General features: G+C 64.7%; 15 protein-coding genes. 8 read left to right on the top strand and 7 right to left on the bottom strand.

Translation table 11 applies throughout. The features are described 5' to 3' along the window. Positions 1 to 58: 58 nt before the first annotated feature. Positions 59 to 1,750: a bifunctional phosphopantothenoylcysteine decarboxylase/phosphopantothenate synthase gene (locus ACI2I1_RS04610; RefSeq protein ID WP_404678100.1), complete on the top strand. Its 1,692-nt coding sequence runs from the start codon at positions 59 to 61 to the stop codon at positions 1,748 to 1,750. Between the two features lie 120 nt (positions 1,751 to 1,870). Here the strand turns inward: ACI2I1_RS04610 and ACI2I1_RS04605 are convergent, their stop codons facing one another. Together ACI2I1_RS04605 and ACI2I1_RS04600 are read right to left on the bottom strand one after the other, a co-directional pair. Then, a complete protein-coding gene (locus tag ACI2I1_RS04605) occupies positions 1,871 to 3,382 on the bottom strand; it encodes an MFS transporter (RefSeq protein WP_404678099.1) in 1,512 nt (503 codons plus the stop codon). Positions 3,383 to 3,490: 108 nt separating this feature from the next. Next, entirely contained in the window at positions 3,491 to 4,534 is a 1,044-nt protein-coding gene (locus ACI2I1_RS04600; protein ID WP_404678098.1) for a LacI family DNA-binding transcriptional regulator, read from the bottom strand. A gap of 284 nt (positions 4,535 to 4,818) precedes the next feature. On the opposite strand from ACI2I1_RS04600, the gene ACI2I1_RS04595 reads away from it, so the two are divergent. The 6 genes from ACI2I1_RS04595 (at position 4,819) to dut (ending at position 15,441) form a co-directional block, all read left to right on the top strand. Continuing rightward, positions 4,819 to 7,608 carry a TonB-dependent receptor gene (locus tag ACI2I1_RS04595; protein ID WP_404678097.1) on the top strand — a complete coding sequence of 930 codons (2,790 nt, stop codon included), beginning with the start codon at positions 4,819 to 4,821 and terminating at the stop codon, positions 7,606 to 7,608. Between the two features lie 121 nt (positions 7,609 to 7,729). Next, positions 7,730 to 9,307, top strand: a complete 1,578-nt coding sequence (locus ACI2I1_RS04590; protein ID WP_404678096.1) for a tryptophan halogenase family protein — start codon at positions 7,730 to 7,732, stop codon at positions 9,305 to 9,307. Next, positions 9,304 to 11,154, top strand: coding sequence for an alpha-amylase family glycosyl hydrolase (locus ACI2I1_RS04585; protein ID WP_404678095.1), 1,851 nt, complete (start codon positions 9,304 to 9,306; stop codon positions 11,152 to 11,154). Before ACI2I1_RS04590 ends, ACI2I1_RS04585 begins: the two co-directional genes overlap by 4 nt. Further along, complete coding sequence (locus ACI2I1_RS04580; protein WP_404678094.1) at positions 11,154 to 12,791, top strand: alpha-amylase family glycosyl hydrolase; 1,638 nt, start codon at positions 11,154 to 11,156, stop codon at positions 12,789 to 12,791. Before ACI2I1_RS04585 ends, ACI2I1_RS04580 begins: the two co-directional genes overlap by 1 nt. After that, positions 12,791 to 14,851 (top strand): glycoside hydrolase family 97 protein, encoded by a 2,061-nt coding sequence (locus ACI2I1_RS04575; protein WP_404678340.1) that lies wholly within the window; start codon positions 12,791 to 12,793, stop codon positions 14,849 to 14,851. Before ACI2I1_RS04580 ends, ACI2I1_RS04575 begins: the two co-directional genes overlap by 1 nt. A 125-nt stretch (positions 14,852 to 14,976) precedes the next feature. Next, positions 14,977 to 15,441, top strand: coding sequence for a dUTP diphosphatase (gene dut, locus ACI2I1_RS04570; protein WP_404678093.1), 465 nt, complete (start codon positions 14,977 to 14,979; stop codon positions 15,439 to 15,441). Between the two features lie 24 nt (positions 15,442 to 15,465). On the opposite strand, the gene ACI2I1_RS04565 is transcribed toward dut, so the two are convergent. Then, positions 15,466 to 16,014 carry a hypothetical protein gene (locus ACI2I1_RS04565; protein ID WP_404678092.1) on the bottom strand — a complete coding sequence of 183 codons (549 nt, stop codon included), beginning with the start codon at positions 16,012 to 16,014 and terminating at the stop codon, positions 15,466 to 15,468. Positions 16,015 to 16,144: 130 nt separating this feature from the next. Between ACI2I1_RS04565 and ACI2I1_RS04560 the strand changes: the two genes are divergently transcribed. After that, positions 16,145 to 17,218 (top strand): transcriptional regulator, encoded by a 1,074-nt coding sequence (locus ACI2I1_RS04560; RefSeq protein WP_404678091.1) that lies wholly within the window; start codon positions 16,145 to 16,147, stop codon positions 17,216 to 17,218. On the opposite strand, the gene ACI2I1_RS04555 is transcribed toward ACI2I1_RS04560, so the two are convergent. Genes ACI2I1_RS04555 through ACI2I1_RS04540 form a run of 4 tightly spaced genes read right to left on the bottom strand, consistent with a single transcriptional unit; the run spans position 17,215 to position 20,792 of the window. Then, positions 17,215 to 17,523: a hypothetical protein gene (locus tag ACI2I1_RS04555; RefSeq protein ID WP_404678090.1), complete on the bottom strand. Its 309-nt coding sequence runs from the start codon at positions 17,521 to 17,523 to the stop codon at positions 17,215 to 17,217. The two genes, ACI2I1_RS04560 and ACI2I1_RS04555, sit on opposite strands and share 4 nt — an antisense overlap. Continuing rightward, entirely contained in the window at positions 17,513 to 19,609 is a 2,097-nt protein-coding gene (locus tag ACI2I1_RS04550; protein ID WP_404678089.1) for a hypothetical protein, read from the bottom strand. The genes ACI2I1_RS04555 and ACI2I1_RS04550 overlap by 11 nt, the downstream gene beginning before the upstream one ends. Before the next feature lie 38 nt (positions 19,610 to 19,647). Then, positions 19,648 to 20,253 carry a PadR family transcriptional regulator gene (locus ACI2I1_RS04545; RefSeq protein WP_221542577.1) on the bottom strand — a complete coding sequence of 202 codons (606 nt, stop codon included), beginning with the start codon at positions 20,251 to 20,253 and terminating at the stop codon, positions 19,648 to 19,650. 5 nt (positions 20,254 to 20,258) lie between these two features. Further along, positions 20,259 to 20,792 carry a hypothetical protein gene (locus ACI2I1_RS04540; RefSeq protein WP_404678088.1) on the bottom strand — a complete coding sequence of 178 codons (534 nt, stop codon included), beginning with the start codon at positions 20,790 to 20,792 and terminating at the stop codon, positions 20,259 to 20,261. Between the last annotated feature and the right edge of the window lie 6 nt (positions 20,793 to 20,798).

Genomic DNA, 20,798 nt, shown 5'->3' with positions numbered 1-20,798 from the left:
ACACCAGCCGGTTCGCGCCGCTGACGCTGCGCGCCACGAAAACCGCGGATTTGGGCGCATGAGCGGCCCGAAGATTCTGCTCGTGATTGGTGGCGGCATCGCCGCCTACAAGAGCTGCGAACTCGTGCGACTCATCCGCAAGGCGGGCGGCGACGTCACCTGCGTGCTGACCGAAGGCGGGCAGCAGTTCGTCACGCCCATGGCGCTGGCCGCCCTGTCCGAAAACAAGGTCTATACCTCGCTCTTCGATCTGAAGGACGAAGTGGAGATGGGCCACATCCAGCTTTCGCGTCAGGCGGATCTGGTTGTCGTTTGCCCGGCAACTGCTGACCTGCTGGCCAAGATGACCGCCGGCATCGCCGATGATCTTGCCACCACGCTGATTCTCGCGACCGACAAGCCGGTGATCGCCGTGCCCGCGATGAACGTGCGCATGTGGGAACATTCGGCCACCCAGCGCAACGCCAGCTGGCTTCGCCAGGCAGGCGTCACGGTGATGAACCCCGATGAAGGCGCAATGGCCTGCGGCGAATTCGGCCCCGGCCGCTTGCCCGAACCGCCAACCATCCTCAAGGCCATCGCTGACGCCCTCGATCTCGACATCGACCTGCCCGAACTTAACGGGCCCGCCCCGCAGCTCGCGCCGCCTTCGCCCGCCGCCTTTGCCGATGAAGGCGAGGACGAATATGACGAGGAAGAAAGCTCCAGCAGCGGTTCGGGCCTCGGCAGCCTCCTGAACGCGATCATTCCGCGCAGCACCGAAACCCGCGACGCCGATGATGAAGAGCAGGATTTCGACGACGGCGACTTCGACGAAACCGATTTCGACGAGGCGGAGTTCCAGGAAACCGAATTCAAGCCCGACTTCAGCGGTCCGCTGCTGGCCAAGAAGGGCGGCGCCGCTGCCGCTCCGCCGACCGACCGGGAAGCGATCAACCACACCGTGGCCCGGCAGGACGAACGCGCCATGCCGCAGCCCATGCCCGAAGACATCGCCTATGCCGATCACGGTGCGGCGCTGGCGGCCGATCCGCTTTACGGCCAGGCGATCTTCGACGAAAATCCGGAGCATCGCCCGCTCTATGGCAAGCATGTGCTGGTAACCGCCGGACCGACCCGTGAGCCGATCGATCCGGTGCGCTACATCGCAAACCGTTCGAGCGGGAAGCAGGGCTTCGCGATTGCGGCCATGGCCGCGGCTGCCGGGGCCAGGGTCACGTTGATCGCGGGTCCCGTGCATCTGCCGACGCCGGTCGGGGTCGACCGGATCGACGTCGAAACTGCGGAAGACATGGCGGAAGAAGTGCGCAATGCGCTGCCCGCCGATGCGGCCTTCATGGTCGCGGCAGTGGCCGACTGGAAGAGCCGCCATGTCGCGTCCGAAAAAATGAAGAAGCGCGGCAGCGCGCCGCCTGCCCTGATCCTTGCCGAAAACCCCGACATCCTCGCCGCCGTGGCGGCCGGGCGCAAACGTCCGCAGCTGCTGATCGGCTTTGCCGCCGAAACCGAAAACGTAGTCGAAAACGCCAAGTCCAAGCGCAAGCGCAAGGGCGCAGACTGGATCATCGCGAACAATGTTTCGGCGGCGGAAGGCGAAAGCGTGATGGGCGGCGATCTGAACCAGGTGCATATCGTCACCCCCGGCGGGGTCGAGAGCCTGGCGGAAATGCCCAAGGAAGAAGTGGCCCGCGAACTCGTTCGCCGCGCTGCCGAAGCGCTTGTGGGCACGGGTGACGCGGCTGCCGGTTAAGGCGGCCGCTTAAGCTTCTATCAGTTCGTCAACGGGGGCCGGGCGCAATAGCCCGGAGCCTGAATGCTACCGCGTCCGAATAGATGAGCCGGCCCCCTGCCGATCAGAGGGGGCTGGATCTCACCCCGCATCGCGAACCCGCAGCATGGCGAAGGCGGCGATGGTCCAGACCGCGGCACCGAACAGCATCGTCCAGATGGGGTCGCCGGGAAACAGCGCCTTCATGATCGAGCCCATGACCGTGGCCACCAGCAACTGGGGCAACACCACGAAGATGTTGAACAGGCCCATGTAGATGCCGAGCTTCGCCTGCGGGAGGCTGCTGGCAAGAATCGCGTAGGGCATGGCGAGGATCGACGCCCAGGCCACGCCGCGCAAGATTTCGCACAGGATCAGCAGGTTCGGATCGCGCAGGAAGAAATACCCCAAGAACCCGAGCGCGCCCGCCAGCAGGCAGACCATATGCGTCCGCGCCTTGCCCAGCCGTTTGCTCAGCCGGGGCAGCAGCAGCAGGGCGGCCACGGCGGCGACCCCGTTCTGCACGGTATAGATCAGATTCCACCAATTCGCGCCCTCGTTATAGGCGGCAGTGGTGGGATCGGCGCTGCCGTAGAAATATTGCGATACGATCGGGCCGGAATAAATCCACATCACGAACAGTGCGGACCAGCTGAAGAACTGCACCAGCGCCAGCCGCTTCATGGTGGCGGGCATGCCGGCGAAATCGCCCACGATGGTGGACAGCATGTTGGCGGAGCGGCCCCGTTTCGCGAGCGATATCGCAATTGCCGAAAGCACGCCGTAAGTGGCCAGCAGAGCGCCGAGCAGGTAGATTTCCTTTTCCAGGCCGAGCGGGTCGACAATCAGCGCGATGCCGGCGCCCAGCACCAGCCAGACCAGCGCCGAACCATAACTTTTCTCCGCGAGCGCGGAAACGGGCTGGGCGGTGGCGGTTGCGCGTTCCGCTTCGAAAGCCGCCATTTCCTCTGGCGAATATTCGCGCGTGGTCAGCACGGTCCAGCCGATCGCCGCGAACAGGGCGATGCCGCCGGCCCAGAAGCTCCACCGGACCGTATCGGGGATTTCGCCCGCCGGGGCCACATTGCTGACGCCGAGATGGCCGAGCAACCATGGGAATATCGCGGCGAAGACTGCACCGGCACCGATAAAGGCGGTCTGCACGGCATAGCCGGTGGCGTGCTGCGAGCGGTCGAGCATGTCGCCCACGAATGCGCGGAAAGGCTCCATCGCGATGTTGAGGCTGGCGTCGAGCAGCCACAGCAATCCGGCGGCAAAGACCAGCGGCGCGGCGAAAGCGGGCGCGAAGGGCATGAGGAACAGCGCGAGCGCGGCCAGCAGCGCGCCGGTCATGAAATAGGGACGGCGGCGGCCGAACCGGTTCCACGTCCTGTCCGACAGATGGCCCACGATCGGCTGCACGATCAGCCCCGTCAGCGGCGCGGCGACCCAGAGCGCGGGAAGATCGTCGAGCGAGGCGCCCACGGTCTGGAAGATGCGGCTCATATTCGAATTCTGCAGCACGAAGCCGATCTGGATGCCGAAGAAGCCGAAGCTCATGTTCCACAGCCCGCGGAAGCTCTGGCGCGGTTTTTCGGTCAGCGCATGTGTCATGAAATATGTCCTCGTCCGCATCCGGCCCAGGTCTTTACGCCCGCTCGGATGAATTGGGCTCGGCTCGCATGAAGCGGCAGGTGCGGCAAGGCCGCATACGAATGTGGTCTATTCTCCGGCTGCCCCGCTGGAGGCCCGCACCACCAGTTTTCCGGGCAGTTTGCGCGGTGCGGTTTCGCGCCCTTCGATCTGCGCGATCAGGGTTTCCACCAGCGCCGCGCCCGCGCCGGTGATGTCCTGCATCACCGTGGTCAGCGGCGGGGTGGTCAGGCTGGCGGCGGGAATGTCGTCGAAGCCGACCACGGCGATGTCGCCGGGCACGCTGCGGCCCGCTTCGGCCAGTGCGCGCATCGCCCCGATCGCGATCAGGTCGCTGCCCGCGAAGATCGCGTCGAAGTCGCGCCCGCTCTCCATCAGGGCGATGGCGGCGTCATGGCCTGCCTCTTCGGTGGTGATGGCATCGAACTGGAGGCCAGCGTCCGGGGCGATGCTCGCTTCCTCCAGGGCCGCGGTAAGGCCGAGGTAACGGCCATGGAATTCGGGATAATGTTCGTCCGCATGGCCGAGGAAGGCGATCCGGCGGCGCCCGTTTGCGATCAGGTGCCGTCCCGCCAGACGCCCCGCCGCGTGATTGTCCGTGCCCACCGTCACCCCGCTCGCATCGTTCGAGACCGAGCCCCAGCGCGCGAAGCACGTGCCTTGCCGCACCAGCTGTTCGAGCCGCTTGCGGTAGAGCGTGTAATCGCCATAGCCGAGCAGGATCAGCCCGTCGGCGCGGTGGCTGTCCTGATAGCGGACATGCCAGTCGTCTTCCATTTTCTGGAAGGATATCAGGAGGTCGAGCCCACGATCGGCGCAGGCGCGGGTGATCGATCCCAGCATGGCGAGGAAGAAGGGATTGATCATGCTGCGGTCGGGCGTCGGGTCCTCGAAGAACAGCAGCGCGATCGTGTTGGACCGCTGGGACCGCAGCGAGCTGGCGTTCTTGTCGACCGTATAGTTCAGCTCCGCCGCAATCGCCTCGATCTTGGCGCGGGTCTCGGCGCTGACGGACTTTTCGCCGCGCAGCGCCCGGCTCACGGTGGGCTGCGATACCCCCGCGCGATAGGCGATGTCGAAGCTGGTCGGCCGTCCGGTCGGTGCGCGTCCCAAAACCAATCCTCCTGGCCATTTGCAGGCCCTTGTGCGCCCCGTGCGAGGCCGTCTCGCGCTAGGCCGTCGGCGCGCTCTTGGCAATGCGTCCGGCCCCGTCCACGCGGACGTTTCGCCCTCGGTGAGCGGGTCCTGTGCATAGCATAACATACGTATGCTCTCTTCCGAAGTGGCGGAGTTCGGGCCTATCCGGGCGCCAACGGAAGCGGGCCGCCATGCCGGATGTCCCTTCCAAGAACACGTATGGCCGACCCCTTCGGATCGGCAGTGGAGAGGGTATACCGATGGCATTTCGCGACACGCTTCGCAGCGGAAGCAGCATTTCCGCATTCACCGTAACCCTGGCGCTGGCGGGCGGGATGATCCCGGCCCACGCCCTGGCGCAGGGTACCCAGCCCGAAACGCCCGAGCAGGTCGATGCCGGCCAGCCGGTCAGCGATCCCGATGCGGCCGACGATGTCATCGTCGTCACCGGTTTCCGCGCCAGCCTCGAAAGCGCGGTCGCGGAAAAGAAGCTGTCCGAACAGATCGTCGAGTCGATCACGGCCGAAGACATCGGCAAGCTGCCCGACGCATCGATCGGCGAATCGATCGCCCGTCTCCCCGGCCTCACCGCGCAGCGCCTCAACGGCCGCGCCAATGTGGTCGCCATCCGCGGCTTCGGCCCGGACTTCTCGCAAACCCTTCTCAACGGCCGCGAGCAGACGACCACGAGCGACAACCGCTCGGTCGAGCTCGACCAGTATCCGTCCGAGATCGTCAACCAGGTCGTGGTCTATAAATCTCCCACCGCCTCCCTTGTGGGCCAGGGCCTGGTTGGCACCATCGATATCCGCACCATTCGCCCGCTCGAAACCGGCGAGCGTATCCTCGCGGTCGGTGCGCGCGGGTCATGGGCGGATATCGGTGCCCTCAACGCCGGTTCGAACGAGTTCGGCTACCGTGTGAACGGCACCTATGTCGACCAGTTCGCCGACGATACGCTGGGCATCTCGCTCGCCGCATCCTATGTCGACGAGCCGTATCAGCTGCAGGAATTCAACGCCTGGGGCTATGACACGGCAAATGTCGGCGGGCAGGACGCCGCGCTGATCGGCGGATCGAAATCCTACGTCACCTCCACCCAGCTCAAGCGCCTCGGCCTCAACGGCACGATCCAGTACCAGCCGATGCCGCAGCTGACCTTCACGGTCGACGGCTTCTATTCGAATTTCGACGACGACCAGTCCAAGCGCGGCCTCGAGCTGCCGCTGGCCTATGGCGGCGATCTGAACTCCGACTTCGATCCTGCGAGCGCGACGGTCGAGGACGGCCTTGTCACCGCGGGCCGGTTCGACAATGTCCGCGGCGTCATCCGCAACGACATCTTCCAGCGCAAGGCCGATCTCTATTCGGGCGGCTTCAACGCCAATTGGGAAGGCGATGACGGCTGGAGCGCGTTCTTCGACTTCGGCTATTCGCGCACCGACCGCAACGAGCTGAGCCTCGAAAGCTATTCGGGCACCGGCTTCAACGGCCCGGTGACCGGTGACGGCGCAGCAGCTACCATCGACTTCACCTCGGGCGACAAGGGCACGGTCTTCGATTCCTCGCTCGATTACAGCGATCCCTCGCAGATCTTCCTGACCGATCCGCTCGGCTGGGGCGGCGGTACGGTGCCGCAGGCCGGTTATTCGAACAACCGCATCGTCGAAGACGAGCTGTTCCAGTACCGCGTCGAAGTGGAGAAGGAACTCCAGAGCGACAGCTTCCTGCGCAGCGTGCAGTTCGGCATGAACTACACCACCCGCGAAAAGAGCCTGACGCCGGATGAAGCCTTCGTCCGCCTGCCGGGCGGTGCAACCGAAGTGGCGATCCCCTCGCAATATCTGCAGCGTTCGACCGATCTCACCTATCTCGGCCTTGGCCCGATCGTCAGCTACGATGCGCGCGATCTTATTGCCGACGGCATCCTCGTCCTCGAACCGCGCGTTGCGACCGGCCCCGATGCGGCCAACGATGTGCTGAGCAAGAGCTACACCGTCGCCGAAGATCTGATGACCATGTATCTCCAGACCAATCTGGAGCAGCAAGTGGGTGCAGGTGTGATCACCGGCAATGTCGGCGTTCAGGCGATCAACACGGTCCAGAAATCGACCGGTTTCATCTTCCCGGAAACCGGCCCCGAGCGCCGCACGCTGGGCGATGATTACTGGGACGTGCTGCCCAGCGCCAACCTTTCGCTGCGCCTTGACAGCGACTGGGTCTTCCGTGTCGCCGCAGCGCGCGAAATTATGCGCGCCCGGCTCGACGATACGCGCCTGTCGATCGATTACGGTATCGATGCGACCGTGCCCGGCGGCCTCATCCGTGGCAGCGGCGGCAATCCGGCGCTGCGGCCCTACCGGGCCAATGCCGTCGACTTCAACATCGAGAAGTACTTCGGCACCGGCGGCGTCGTGGCGCTCCAGCTGTTCTATAAGGACATCAAGAGCTACGTCTTCAACGACCGCTTCGCCTTCGATTATTCTGCTTTCCCAACGCCCACTGGCGCGGAAGCCTATCCCAATCTGCCGGTCATCGGCACGTTGGAAGCACCGACCAACACCGGCGGCGGCGATCTCTATGGCGCGGAACTGGCTGTGACCCTGCCGTTCTCCACCTTCACCCCGGCGCTGGACGGCTTCGGCATCACCGGCGGCGCCAGCTATACCAAGACCAAGATCGAAGATCCGGACGGCAATGAAACCGAAATTCCCGGCTATTCGAAATGGGTGGTCAACGGCACGGCCTATTTTGAAAAGGCCGGTTTCAACAGCCGCGTCAGCGCACGCTACCGTTCCAGCTTCCTTGGGGATTTCACCGGCTTCGGTGGCTCGCCCACGCGGCGTACTGCGTTGGCGGAAACGATCATCGACGCGCAGATCGGCTATGATTTCCAGTCGGGCAGCGCGCTCGAAGGTCTCTCGCTCTATATCCAGGGCCAGAACCTGACCGACCAGCCCTTCGTCTCGACCGGCGAAAACCGCAATCAGGTGATCGACTACCAGAGCTACGGGCGCCGCTTCCTCGCAGGCTTCACCTACAAGTTCTGATGCATGGGGCGGGGATGGCGGATCATGCACCAGCAACCGCCGTTCCCGCCGCCTGGCTTTCCGATACCGTTGCCCTTGCTGACGCTTGCGCCGGACAAGGGCGCGGGGACCGGATAAGATCATGGCCGTGACGCACACCTCTTCTCCCACCTCAGACGGCAGGCCCGCGCCGCTGCGCGTCGCCATTGCCGGGGGCGGGACCGCCGGATGGATGGCGGCTGCAGCGCTGGCCCGGCTGACCGGCTGCGAAGTGGCGCTTGTCGAATCCGATGGCATCGGCACGGTCGGCGTGGGCGAAGCCACCATCCCGCAGATCCGGCTGTTCAATCGCGGGTTGGGGATCGACGAGGCGGAATTCCTGCGCGAGACCAAGGGCACCTTCAAACTCGGCATTGAATTCTACGGCTGGCGCAAGGCTGGCACCGGCTACATGCACGCCTTCGGCACTGTCGGGCGCGGGGCGGGGCTGCTGCCCTTCCACCAGCTATGGCTGCGCGGGCGCGAACTGGGCATGGCGAAGGATCTGGGCGCCTATTCGCTCAACGAACAGGCCGCGCGTGCCGGCAGAATGCAGATGTGGCCTGCGGGGCAGGGGTCACAGCCCGACATGCCCTGGGCCTATCATTTCGATGCCGCGCTCTACGCCGCCTATTTGCGCCGCTTCGCCGAAGCGCGCGGCGTGGCCCGGATCGAAGGGCGGATCGAGAGTGCCGAGAAAGACGGCGAAAGCGGCGACATCGCTGCGCTCGTCCTCGATGGCGGCCGCCGGATCGAAGCGGATTTCTTCATCGACTGCACCGGCTTTCGCGCGCTGCTGGCGGGCGACATGCCGGGCCAGAGCTTCGCAGACTGGAGCCATTGGCTGCCGTGCGACCGCGCCGTGGCCGTGCCGTGCGAAACCGGAGGCGGTTTCACGCCCTACACGCGCGCGGCGGCCCATGCGGCGGGTTGGCAATGGCGCATCCCGCTGCAACACCAAATCGGCAACGGTATGGTCTATTGCAGCGAATTCCTGTCCGACGACGAGGCCGAGGCCCAGCTGCTGGCCAATCTCGACGGCGCGCCGCTCGGAACCCCCAATCGCCTGCGCTTCACCACCGGCATGCGGGCCGCACCGTGGCGCGGCAATTGCCTTGCGCTGGGGCTGGCCGCCGGGTTTCTCGAACCGCTGGAATCGACCAGCATCCACCTGATCCAGTCGGGCATTGCGCGGTTTCTTTCCATGCTGCCGCGCCCCGGCAGCCCTGCTGGCGAGACCGCGGCCATGGCGGGTGAATTTAACCGACAGTCCGCGTTCGAATGGGCGGCCATCCGCGATTTTCTCATCCTGCACTATGCCGCCAACGATCGCCGCGGCGAACCCTTCTGGGACCGCGCGCGGGCGATGGAGTTGCCGGCGGGATTGGCCGACCGGATCGAACTGTTCCGCAGCACCGGCTATCTCAGCCGCGAGCATGACGAGCTGTTTACCGAGGCCGGGTGGACGCAGGTGTTGCTGGGGCAGGGCGTCATGCCGCGCGCCGCCCATCCCAATGCCGATGCGCTCGATCCCGCCGCCCTCCAACGGCTGCTGGCGGGGATCGAAAGCGACATCGCCGCTACGGTCGGCACCATGCCCGGCCATGCCAACTTCCTGCGCGCCTTCTGCATGCCGCAGCCCGCCAAAAGACCCGCCGCCACCAAGGAGACGGCCCGATGAAATATTGCACCCTATCCCTTGCCGCCATGCTGCTCGCCAGCACGCCCGGCCTCGCCAGAGAGGCGCAGGCGCAGGCAGATACTGCGGCGGAACAGCAGCAGGCGGGCGATTTCCGTCAGCGCGGCGTGGAAGACGAGGTGATCTATTTCGTCCTGCCCGACCGCTTCGCCAATGGCGACACCAGCAATGATCTCGGCGGCTATGCGGACGATCGGCTCATCAGCGGCTTCGATCCTGCGCACAAGGGCTTCTATCACGGCGGCGATCTCAAGGGGCTGACCGAAAAGCTCGATTACATCCAGGGGATGGGCGTCACCGCGATCTGGTTCGCGCCGATCCTCAAGAACAAGCCGGTGCAGGGCGATCCCGGCAATCCGGGCAGCTTCAGTTCGGGCTATCACGGCTATTGGGTGACCGATTTCACCCAGGTCGATCCGCATTTCGGCACCAATGAAGAATTCGCCGCCTTCGTGGCCGCCGCCCATGCGCGCGGGATGAAGGTCTATATGGACATCATCGCCAATCACACTGCCGATGTGATCCGCTTCGCCGAAGACACCTATGACTATCGCAGCAAGGGCGAATATCCTTATTCCACCCGCGGCGGCCCCGATGGACCGCGCATCAACAAGGGCTTCGACCCTTCCGATCCCAGCCCCGAAAACTGGGCCCGGCTGACCGATCCGGCCTATGCCTATACCCCCGTGGTGCCCGAGGCGGAGCGCGATGTGAAAGTGCCCGCCTGGCTCAACGATCCGATCTATTATCACAATCGCGGCGATACCTTCTGGATCGGCGAAAGCGGCGTGGATGGAGACTTCGTCGGGCTGGACGATCTGTTCACCGAGCACCCGCGCGTGGTGGCGGGCATGATCGACATCTTCGGCAACTGGATCGACCAGTACGGGATCGACGGTTTCCGCATCGATACCGCCAAGCATGTGAACCCGGAATTCTGGCGGGCCTTCGTGCCCGCCATGCTCGAACGCGCCGAAGCGCGCGGCATTCCGAATTTCCACATCTTCGGCGAAATCGCTTACGATACGCCCGATGCGATAACCGCCGCGCGGGTAATGACGGAGGCGGAGCTTCCCTATGCGCTCGACATGGGGTTTGCGAAAGCGGCACAGCTGGTCGCCAGCGGCAAGGAAAGCCCCGCCGTGATGGCCGAATTCCTCAGCCAGGATGTGATCTATCCGGGCGGCGCGAAAACCGCGACCGGTCTGCCGACCTTCCTCGGCAATCACGATTTCGGGCGCTTTTCGATGTTCCTGCGCGATTATGCGGAGACGGACGATACCGACGAACTGCTGGCGCGCACCAAGCTCGGCCATGCGATGATGTTTGCGCTGCGCGGGGTGCCGACGGTCTATTACGGTGACGAACAGGGTTTCATCTCCGACGGCAACGACCAGCTGGCGCGCGAGGACATGTTCGAAAGCCGGGTGGCGGAATATAACGACAATGTCCTGCTCGGCAGCGATGCCACCACGGCCGGCGACAATTTCGACACCGCCCATCCGCTCTATCGCCTGATCGGCGAACTGGCCGCGATGCGCACGGCCTCGCCGGCGCTGCGGCGGGGGCTGACCACGATCCGCGCCTTCGATCACGAAGGGCCGGGCGTGCTCGCGGTGGAGCGTTTCGATGATGCAAGCGGTCAGCGTGTTCTGGCCGTATTCAACACCTCGAACACCCCGATCAAGAGGGTGATCGGGACCGAATCCGGAACAAAAAGCCTCGTTTCGCTGGCCGGGAATTGCCCCTCAAAGCCCGCCGCGCCGGGTAGCGTCAGGATTTCCCTGCCGCCGCTCGGATGGGCCATCTGCGAGCTGGTGAACGACTGATGACGGCGCTTGAAATGCCTTCCGAGAACGCAGGAAAAATGCAGGAAAACAACGTTTTGTGGTGGCGCGGTGCGGCGATCTACCAGATCTATCCGCGCAGCTTCATGGACGCCAATGGCGATGGCATCGGGGATCTGCCGGGCATCACCAGCCGCCTCGACCACGTGGCCTCGCTCGGCGTCGATGCCATCTGGATTTCCCCCTTCTTCACCAGCCCGATGAAGGATTTCGGCTACGATGTCGCCGATTATCGCGATGTCGATCCGATCTTCGGGACGCTTGCAGATTTCGATGCGCTGATCGTCCGTGCGCATGATCTCGGCCTCAAGGTGTTGATAGATCAGGTTTATTCGCACACCTCCGACGAGCATGAGTGGTTCGTGGAAAGCCGCGCCAGCCGCGACAATCCCAAAAGCGACTGGTATGTCTGGGCCGACGCCAAACCCGACGGCACGCCGCCTTCGAACTGGCAATCGGTCTTCGGCGGCCCCGCCTGGACCTGGGATGCGCGCCGCGGGCAATATTACCTGCACAATTTCCTGAACTGCCAACCGCAGCTCAACGGCCACAATCCCGATGTGCAGCACGCGTTGCTCGATGTCGCGCGCTTCTGGCTCGATCGCGGCGTCGACGGTTTCCGCATCGATGCGCTGAATTTCGCGATGCACGACCCGCAGCTGCGCGACAATCCGCCCGCCCCGGCCACCGATCGCCAGCGCACCCGGCCGTTCGATTTCCAGCGCAAGATCCATAATATGTCGCACCCGGACATTCCTGGATTTATCGAACGAATCCGAGCGGTTACCGATCAATACGGCGCGATCTTTACGGTCGCGGAAGTCGGCGGTGACGATGCCGAAGCGGAGATGAAAGCGTTCACCCAGGGCGATACGCGGCTCAATTCCGCCTATGGGTTCAACTTCCTCTACGCCGACCGCCTGACGCCGGGCCTCGTGTGCGCGGCACTGGCAGAATGGCCGGACGAGGAGGGGCTGGGCTGGCCGAGCTGGGCCTTTGAAAACCACGATGCGCCGCGCGCCGTCTCGCGCTGGTGTGCGCCCGAAGACCGCGATCTCTTCGCGAGAATGAAGATGCTGCTGCTCGCGAGTCTGCGCGGCAACATCATCCTCTATCAGGGCGAAGAGCTGGGACTGACGCAGGTCGATATCCCGTTCGATCAATTGCAGGATCCCGAAGCCATCGCCAACTGGCCGCTCACCCTGTCACGTGATGGCGCGCGCACGCCGATGCCGTGGGAAAATTCCCCGCAAGGCGGTTTCGGTTCGGATGCGCCATGGCTTCCGTTGGGCGAGGAAAACCTTGCGCGTTCGGTGGCCGATCAGCACGCCGATCCGGCTTCGCTGCTTGCCCTGACCCGCACTGTCATCGCGCTCCGCAAGGCCTCTCCCGCCCTTCGCTGCGGCAGCGTGTCGGCCTGTGTTGCGGATGGGCCGCTGCTGCGCGTGGAACGCGCCTACGAAGGCGGCGGCGTCAGCGAAACCGTCGTCTGCCTGTTCAATCTTTCACCCGAACCCATCGACGACGTCGAAATTCCTCAAGGAGAAACCCTATGCACCGTCAATTCGGTCCTGTCCGCCGGTCTCGGACCCTACGCGGCGCTGTTGGTGCGGGTATGATGCGCCGCGCCTTTGGCTGCTCGCTCGCAGCCCTTCTCGGCACTACCGCCCTCCCGGCCTTGGCCGCTGATGTCGCCTCGCCCGATGGCCGCACCGTCGTCACTCTCGACGTCGATGGAGACGGTGTGCCGTTCTACCGTGTGACTCGCGATGGCGAGGCCTTGATCGCTGAAAGCGATCTGGGTTTCATCTTCACCGATGCAGAACCCATGCGCCGCAATTTCCAGGTCGAAACGGAAACCCGCGCCAGTCATGACGATACGTGGGAGCAGCCCTGGGGCGAACGCCGTTTCGTGCGCGACCACCATAACGAGCTTGCGATAACCTTCCGTGAAGCCCGCGAGACGAGCAAGCGCGCGCTGACTGTCCGCATGCGCGTGTTCGACGACGGAATCGGCTTTCGCTACGAATTCCCTGAAAGCGCCGAAATGCCGGTCGCCAGGATTGCCGAAGAGCTGACCGAATTCGCCATCGCACCCGAAGCTGCGGAAGGTGGAAAGGCCTGGTGGATCCCAGGCGGGGACTTCAACCGCTACGAATATCTCTATAATGAAACGCCCATCACCGGCGTTTCAACTGCGCATACGCCGATGACGGTGCGCCTTCAGGACGGCACCCATCTTGCGTTTCACGAGGCAGCGCTTGTCGATTACTCGGGCATGTGGCTGCGGCGCATGGAAGGCTCGCGCTTCAGGGCCTCGCTCGCCCCGTCGAGTCGCGGGGCCAAGGTCGTTCGCGAAGGTGCCTTCACCACCCCTTGGCGCACGATCCGCATCAGCGATGGACCGGCCGGCCTCGTCGAGAGCGATATCGATCTCAACCTCAACGAACCCAACAAGCTCGGTGATGTGAGCTGGGTGGAGCCGGGCAAATATATCGGCATCTGGTGGGGCATGATCTCCAACAAATGGACCTGGGCGTCGGGCGATCGCCATGGCGCGACGACCAAACGCGCCAAGCAGTATATCGACTTTGCTGCCGAGCACGGCTTTCGCGGCGTGCTGGTGGAAGGCTGGAATATCGGCTGGGATGGAAACTGGTTCGGCAACGGGCGCGATTACAGCTTCACCCAGGCATATCCCGATTTCGACCTCAAGGAAGTCACCGACTATGCCCGCAAGAAAGGCGTCCGCCTGATCGGGCACCATGAAACCGGCGGCAATATCAAGGTTTACGAGGATCAGCTCGCCGATGCCATGAAGCTCTATGGCGAACTCGGGGTCGACTGGGTCAAGACCGGCTATGTGGCTGATGCGGGCGGGGTCATTTCCTGCAATGCAGATATCGCCGATCCCTGCGAAGGCGATACGGAAATCTTCGAATGGCACGATGGCCAGCGGCAGGTGCAGCATCACCTGCGCGTGGTCGAGGAAGCGGCGAAGAACCACGTCGCGGTCAATCCGCACGAACCGGTGAAAGACACGGGTCTGCGCCGTACCTATCCCAACTGGGTTGCCCGCGAGGGTGCGCGGGGACAGGAATACAATGCCTGGGGCGCGTTTTCGAACGGTCCGGACCATGAACCGACCCTGGTCTACACCCGCCTCCTGTCGGGGCCGATGGATTACACTCCCGGCGTGCTCGGTCTGGTGGGTGATCAGAATTATCCGATCGCCAGCACTCTGGCCAAGCAGCTTGGTCTCTACCTCGCGATCTATTCGCCGATCCAGATGGCGGCAGATTTCGTCGAGAGCCTTGCTGCGCATCCCAAGGAGCTCGAATTTATCAAGGCAGTGCCCGCCGACTGGTCCGAAAGTCATCTGATCGACGGCGCGGTGGGTGATTATGCCATCTTTGCCCGCAAGGATCGCAACAGCCAGGACTGGTATGTCGGCGGCGTCAACGATGCGACCGAGCGTACGCTGGAGCTGCATTTCGACTTCCTCGAAGAGGGTCAGGCTTACACGGCCAAGGTTTGGAAAGATGGCCCGGAGGCGACCTATCTGACTGAAAAGCGTCACGATATCGCTTACGATACCGTGACGGTGCGCAAGGGTGACAATTACACCGTCAGGCTCGCACCGGGTGGCGGACTCGCGATCCAGCTTCAGCCCAATTGAACCTCAGGCCGCCCCTGCCTTCGCCGGCGGGGGCGGCACTTGAGAGTGCATCTGCGCTTGCTCCCGACCGGCAGGATGGGGCACAGGGCTCCCTTGAAAATCAGGGGGGCCAGCAGTCTTATCTTATGAAAAAACTAGAGCTGAAAATTCTCGACGAGCGGCTGCACGAATGGGGCCTCCCGCAATATCAGACCGACATGTCTGCTGGGATCGACATGTATGCGTGTATTCCCGAACCGCTCGAGATCCAACCGCAGGCACAGCCGATCCTGATACCCTCGGGCATCGCCATCCTCATGAACGACCCGCATATGGTGGCTTTCCTGCTGGCGCGGTCCGGTCTGGGGCACAAGAAGGGGCTGGTGCTGGGGCAGTCAGTGGGGACGATCGATGCGGACTATGCCAATGAGATCTTCATCAGCGCCTGGCTGCGCAATCCGCCGGGGAGCGACAGCCTGGTCATCAACCCCGGGGACCGCATCGCGCAGCTGGTTTTCCTGCCGATCCTGAGGCCGGAGCTGGAGGTCGTCGAGGAGTTTTCGGCGACGACGGAGCGCGGCATGGGCGGGTTCGGGTCGACCGGCGTTTGAGCCGTAAATCGCTGATCTGAAAAGCTATTCCCGGCCAGCGGACAGGCGGAAGAGTGCCGCGGGGGGCAGCCAAAGGCCGGCCGCGAAAAGGACCGGGAGCCAGTCCGCCTGGCCGGTCACTTGCGCCGCGAGGCCGGTGGCAAGCTCCGCCGAGATCACCCCGCAGCAGAGCCAGAACGTGGCCCCGGGGCGGAAGCGGGCGAGCGCTGCGAGCACCAGAAATGTTCCGATTATTGCCCCGAACACCATGTTGATCGGGCCGTCACCGACGAAACCTACGGCTGCGTTGGCCCAGAGCGTCACAAATGCGGCCAAAGCGGTCAGAACGAGGGCGAAAGTGTGCGCACCGTTCCGCCCGACCTTCACGGCAAGCTCGATTCCCGCCCCCAGCGCGCCGAGCAATATGGCGGCGAAGACGAAGTCGCTCGCGGTCCAGTCGACTTCGCCGGTCAGCTGCATGGCGATGGCTGGCAGCGCGAGCAGCGCCAGCAGCGTGCCCCATCCGGCCACGCGCCAGCCATTGAGGTCGGGCTTCTTTTCATGGGCAGAGGGCGTTTCGTAAATGCGGGTCATGGGCGTGTCCTTCCTTGGAGTGCTGAACGATCCCGGACCTGCCCGATCGCGGGCGCCGCGCCATGAGCAATTCGTGAGCAATCGCTGAAACCCTTTCTCAGGCCGGGATCATCGCTTACGCCGGGGGGCAATGGATCAGGGGCCAGGCCTTCTTGCGTTCGGCGCGTTCACGCTCGACACTGCGAACCGCCAGCTGCGGCGCGGCGGAGAGGCGATCGAGCTGGGCAGCCGCTATTTCGATGCGCTGGTCCTGCTCGCCCGCCATCCGGGGGAGCTGGTTTCCAAGGACCGCTTCATGGAGGAGGTCTGGGCCGGTATCCCGGTCACCGACGAAGCGCTGACCCAGTGTATCCGCAGCCTGCGCCGCACGCTGGGCGATGCCGCGCAGTCGCCCCGCTTCATCGAGACGGTGCCCAAGCACGGCTACCGCTTCGTGGCGCAGGTCGAGGAGGTGGCCGCGCCGCCCCGCGCCTCTGCCACGAAGGCAGGACCGGCATCGCCTGCCGCGCAGATCGCGGGAGCGACGACACTGGGCGGGCTGGGCGCCGGGCTGATCGGGGGCGTGTTCTACGGTTTGGCGGCGACCGGCGGCGATGTGGCCGCGGTGCTGACCGTGATCCTGCTGACGACGGCGCTGGCTGTGCTGGGGGCCGCCGGGATCGGCACCGGCATGGCGCTGGCGAGCCTGTGGCGCGGGGAAGGGCACTGGTCGCTGATCTTCGGCGGGGCGGCGGGCGGGCTGGTGGTCGGCGCGCTCGGTTCGGCGCTGGCGAGCCATGGGCTGCAATCGCTGACCGGCGTCTTTCCCGGCCGGGTGATGGGGCTTTACGAAGGCATGGCTCTGGGCGCGGCCACGGGGCTGGCTGTCATGCTGGGCGTAAGGGCGGGGGGTGGACGGTTTTCCGCCGCCCTGCTCGCCATGGTGTCGGGCGGCGCTTTCGCCGCCGTCGCGGCGCTGGCGGGCGGCACCTTCTATGCCGCCACGCTGGCGCTGCTGGCGCGGCAGTTTCCCGCCTCCAGCCTGAACCTTTCACCTCTGGCGCGCCTCTTCGGCGAAAGCGGCATGGGCGCATTTACCCTTCTCGGCACCGCCATCCTCGAAGGCGCGGTGTTTACCGCCTGCCTTGCTCTCTCCAATGGGCTGGCAAAGAGCCGGGCCGCAAGGAGAGGCAGAGGGCGGGCAGAAGCCCGGCGAAGCGTCTAGCCACTCCCGCCAGCAGGTTCCTGTCGCGCCCCCTTGGCATAGGGCAGGTCGAGCACCGTCGTCGCATCCGATCCGCGATCCTCGATCGTCAGGCGTAGTTGATCGGCCTGCGTCTCGAACCGGATCCGCGCGGTCCGCGTGATGACGAGCCCGCGATCGGCGGTCCCGGCATCGACGCAGAACGCGCCCGCGACATCCGCGCAAGCAGGCGCAGCGGTGGAGGGGGCAACTGCGGCGGGTTCGGGCGCAGGCGGCGCTGCCCCGATCAGCAGCGCCGCGCCAGCGATGAGGAGCCTATTTCTCATCGCGCGTTTCCCCGCCGTTCTGCACGATAGAATAGCCGCCGCCGCCTTCGCTCGGCCCCGAATAGGAGATGCGGAAGGAGTTGTTATTGCCCTTCTGCTCCACGCTGATGTCATAGCCGCTGCCGGTCTGGGTGATGTCCATCACATTGCTGTCCCCGTCCTGCGCCAGCACGGCGCTGATCGCGCTGCCTTTTTGCTCCAGGGTCATTTCGTTCTCGTCACCCCCCTGCTGAAGCTCTGCCGAGACCGCGCCGCCGCTTTGCGCATTCTGGATCAGCCGCACGCTGTTGCGCTTGCCGCCGGTCTGGACGGTGGCGGTGATCTCGTTGCCGGGGCCCGACTGGTCGATCCGCCCTTCGTTCTCGCGCCCCGATTGGGACAGCGTGGCGCTGCGCACGGTGCCTGCCCCCGATTGCCGGATGATGGCGTTGTTCTGCACATCCGACCCCTGATCGATATCGGCCTCTACCGTGCCTTGCGACGGGGAAGGGTTGGTCTGTTCGATCGTCGCGCCATTGTTGGGCGAGGTCTGGTCGATCGAGGCGATCACCCCGCCGGTGTTCTGCTTGATCTCGGCGGCGTTATTGTCGGTCCCGCTGCCGGTCTTGATCGAAGCTTCGGCCGCGCCGCCCGATCCGCGCTGGCGGATGGTGCTTTCATTGGCATTGCCGTTCTGGCCGATCTGGCCCTTGAGCGACGGGCCATCCTGTTCCACCGTGGCCACGCCGCGCACGCCGCGCACGCCGCGCACGCCGGGCTGGGTGATGCTGACATTGCTCCCCGTCCCGCCATCGCTGCGGCGCTGGGTGGCCTTGGCGCGATTAGCGCTGCCCCCCTGATCGATATCGACCGTGTCGGTGCCCGATTGCGCATCCACGGTCTGTTCGATGGTCGCTTCGTTTTCATCGGTGCCGTCGGTCGACTGGTCGATGCCGGCAACGCTGCCGCCGCCGCTGCCGCTCTGGCGGATGATCGCGCTATGGGTCTTGCCGGTCTGGTCGATATCGGCTTCGTTCTGCCCGCCCGAACCGGTCTGCCGGATGGAGCCTTCGAGACTGCGGGAGCCTGCGCCTTCCTGGTCGATCTGCGCCTTGTTGGCAGGCGATTGCTGCTGCAGGATCGTGGCCGATCCTTCGGTGCCGTTCTGATTGACCGAAGACACATTCCCGGATGCCCCGTCCTGGACGACTTGCACCTTGGACTGTTCGCCCGTTTGTGAAACGGATCCTTCCTGCCTGCCACTGTCCGAGCGCTGGGTGATCTGGGTTTCGTTGCCGGCCCCGTCGATGTCGATATCGGCAGTGTTGCCGCGGCCATTGCCGCCTTGCACGACCTTGCCCTGGCTGCCCGATCCGTTCTTGATCGCGATCGAGGCTTTCGATCCGGCCTGCGACTGCTGCACCAGCCCGGTGCTGTTGTTGCCCTGCGACAGCGTCACGTCGGCCGTGGCGGCTTCGGCGGCCTGGATGATCTCGCTGCGGTGCTCGTTGCCCGCCAGCGTATGGGTCTGCTCCGCGCCCGTCCCGCTGCCGTCCAGATTGGCATTCTGGCGCCCGAAGGCGACATTGGAATCGCCCTGTAAGTTGACGCTGACGACCCCCTTGTCGCCGCGCTGGTCGATATAGGCGGTGCTGTTGTTGGCCAGCTTGCTGTCATTGCCGAGCGAGATGGTGGCCGACGATCCGTCCGCCCCGTCGCCCACATCGTCGCTCTGGCGGATGGCGGCGGCATTGCCGGTGCCCGACGACACGATGCGGGCGGTGGAGCCGCGGCCCTTCTGGTAGATGCCTTTCGCGGGATCGGGCTGAATCGTGCCGCCGGTGAACAGTTCCACGTTGCCCACCTCCTGCAGCGCCCCGGTATCGGAGGATTCGCGGACGATTTCCGCCGTGCTCGTCTCGCGCGTCACTTCGCTGTCCTGCCGGATCAGGGGATCATCCTGCGCGGTGCTGGTGCCGGGCCCCTGGCTGCTGCCCTGGCTGCCGCCGGACGATTGTTCGGCCGAGCTGGGCTGCCCGCAGGCCGCCAGGCTGAGCGCCAGGGCGAAGCTGAGGGAATGGATGGTCTGTTTCTGCGGACGGTTCATGGCTTTCTCCTTTTTCGATCGAAAAGCTTGTCGGTGTGTCAGTCCTCGGTCTTGTCTTCCTTCTTCTCGTCTTCTTCGGTGTCTTCGTTCGTCTCTTCGCCGGATTGCGATTTGCGTTCGTTCTCGCCGCCGTCGTCGACGAAGAGCTGGGCGTTGATGGGCTGGCGGATCTGGGTCTCCCAGAAGTCGAGGCAGAATTCCTCGAACCGGCGGCCAAGGGCGAGATGGTCGCGTTCCTTGTCCCAGCCCTGCTTGCGGCCGAACAGATCCTCGACCCGGTCGAACTTCTCCAGCCGTTCGCGGCATTTGGCGGCCTGTTCGCGGGCCAGCGCCACGACATCGGCAGGGCCGACGATGCCGGCGAAATAGAGGCGCAGCAGGCCCGGATCGTTCGCCGGTTCGCGCAGCCAGGTCCGCAGCGCGGCCTCGCCCGCCGGGGTGACGATGAAGGAATGGCGCGGCCGCCCGACGGTGCGTTCCTCTTCCTCGTACAGCAGGCCGGCAGCCGCCAGGCGCGCCATCTCGCTGTAGAAGGGATCGCGGTCGCGGTCGGCATAGGCGCGCTTGTCGTGCCGCCGGACGGTGACCACCAGATAGGCCAGCAGCACGAAGATGCAGGCGATGATCAGGATGATGATGAGCATGGCGATCAGTCCCCCTTCTTGTCGGCTTGGGCTTTTTCCGCTTCGGTTTCGGCCGAATGTTCGGCGGCGACATCGTCCCAGAACTGGAGGCAGGCGCGTTCGAAGCGGATGCCCAGCCGGCTGGCGGCGAGCGCGTATCGCCACTCGGGCCGGTTCACGAGCAATTGCTCCAGCCGTTCGTATTCGGCCTTGCGGGCGCGGTGGATCGGCTGCCTGTTCTGGGCCATTTTGCACGGTTCGTGCTGCTCCACGATCCCGGCGTAATTGAGCATCAGGAAGCCGGGATCGTTGCCCGGTTCGCGCAGCCAGGCGCGCAGGCCCGCCTCGCCCGCCGGAGTGACGGTGTAGGTGTGCTGTTCCTTGGTCTCGTAATCCTTCTGGGAATACAGCAGCCCGCCTTCGACCAGCCGGTCGGGTTCGGCGTAGAAGGGCTGGCGATCCTGGTCGAAATAATTGTTGCTGTCGTGCCGGCGCAGCGCCGCCACCACGAGGCTGGCGAGGATGACCACGATGGCCAGGATGAGGACGACGGTTAGCATGATGGG

The sequence above is a fragment of the Qipengyuania sp. NPDC077563 genome (assembly GCF_044901345.1).
In the GTDB taxonomy this organism is placed as follows: Bacteria; Pseudomonadota; Alphaproteobacteria; order Sphingomonadales; family Sphingomonadaceae; genus Qipengyuania; species Qipengyuania aestuarii.
The sequence above is the reverse complement of the archived record's forward strand: the minus strand, read 5'-3'. Positions and strand labels throughout refer to the sequence as shown.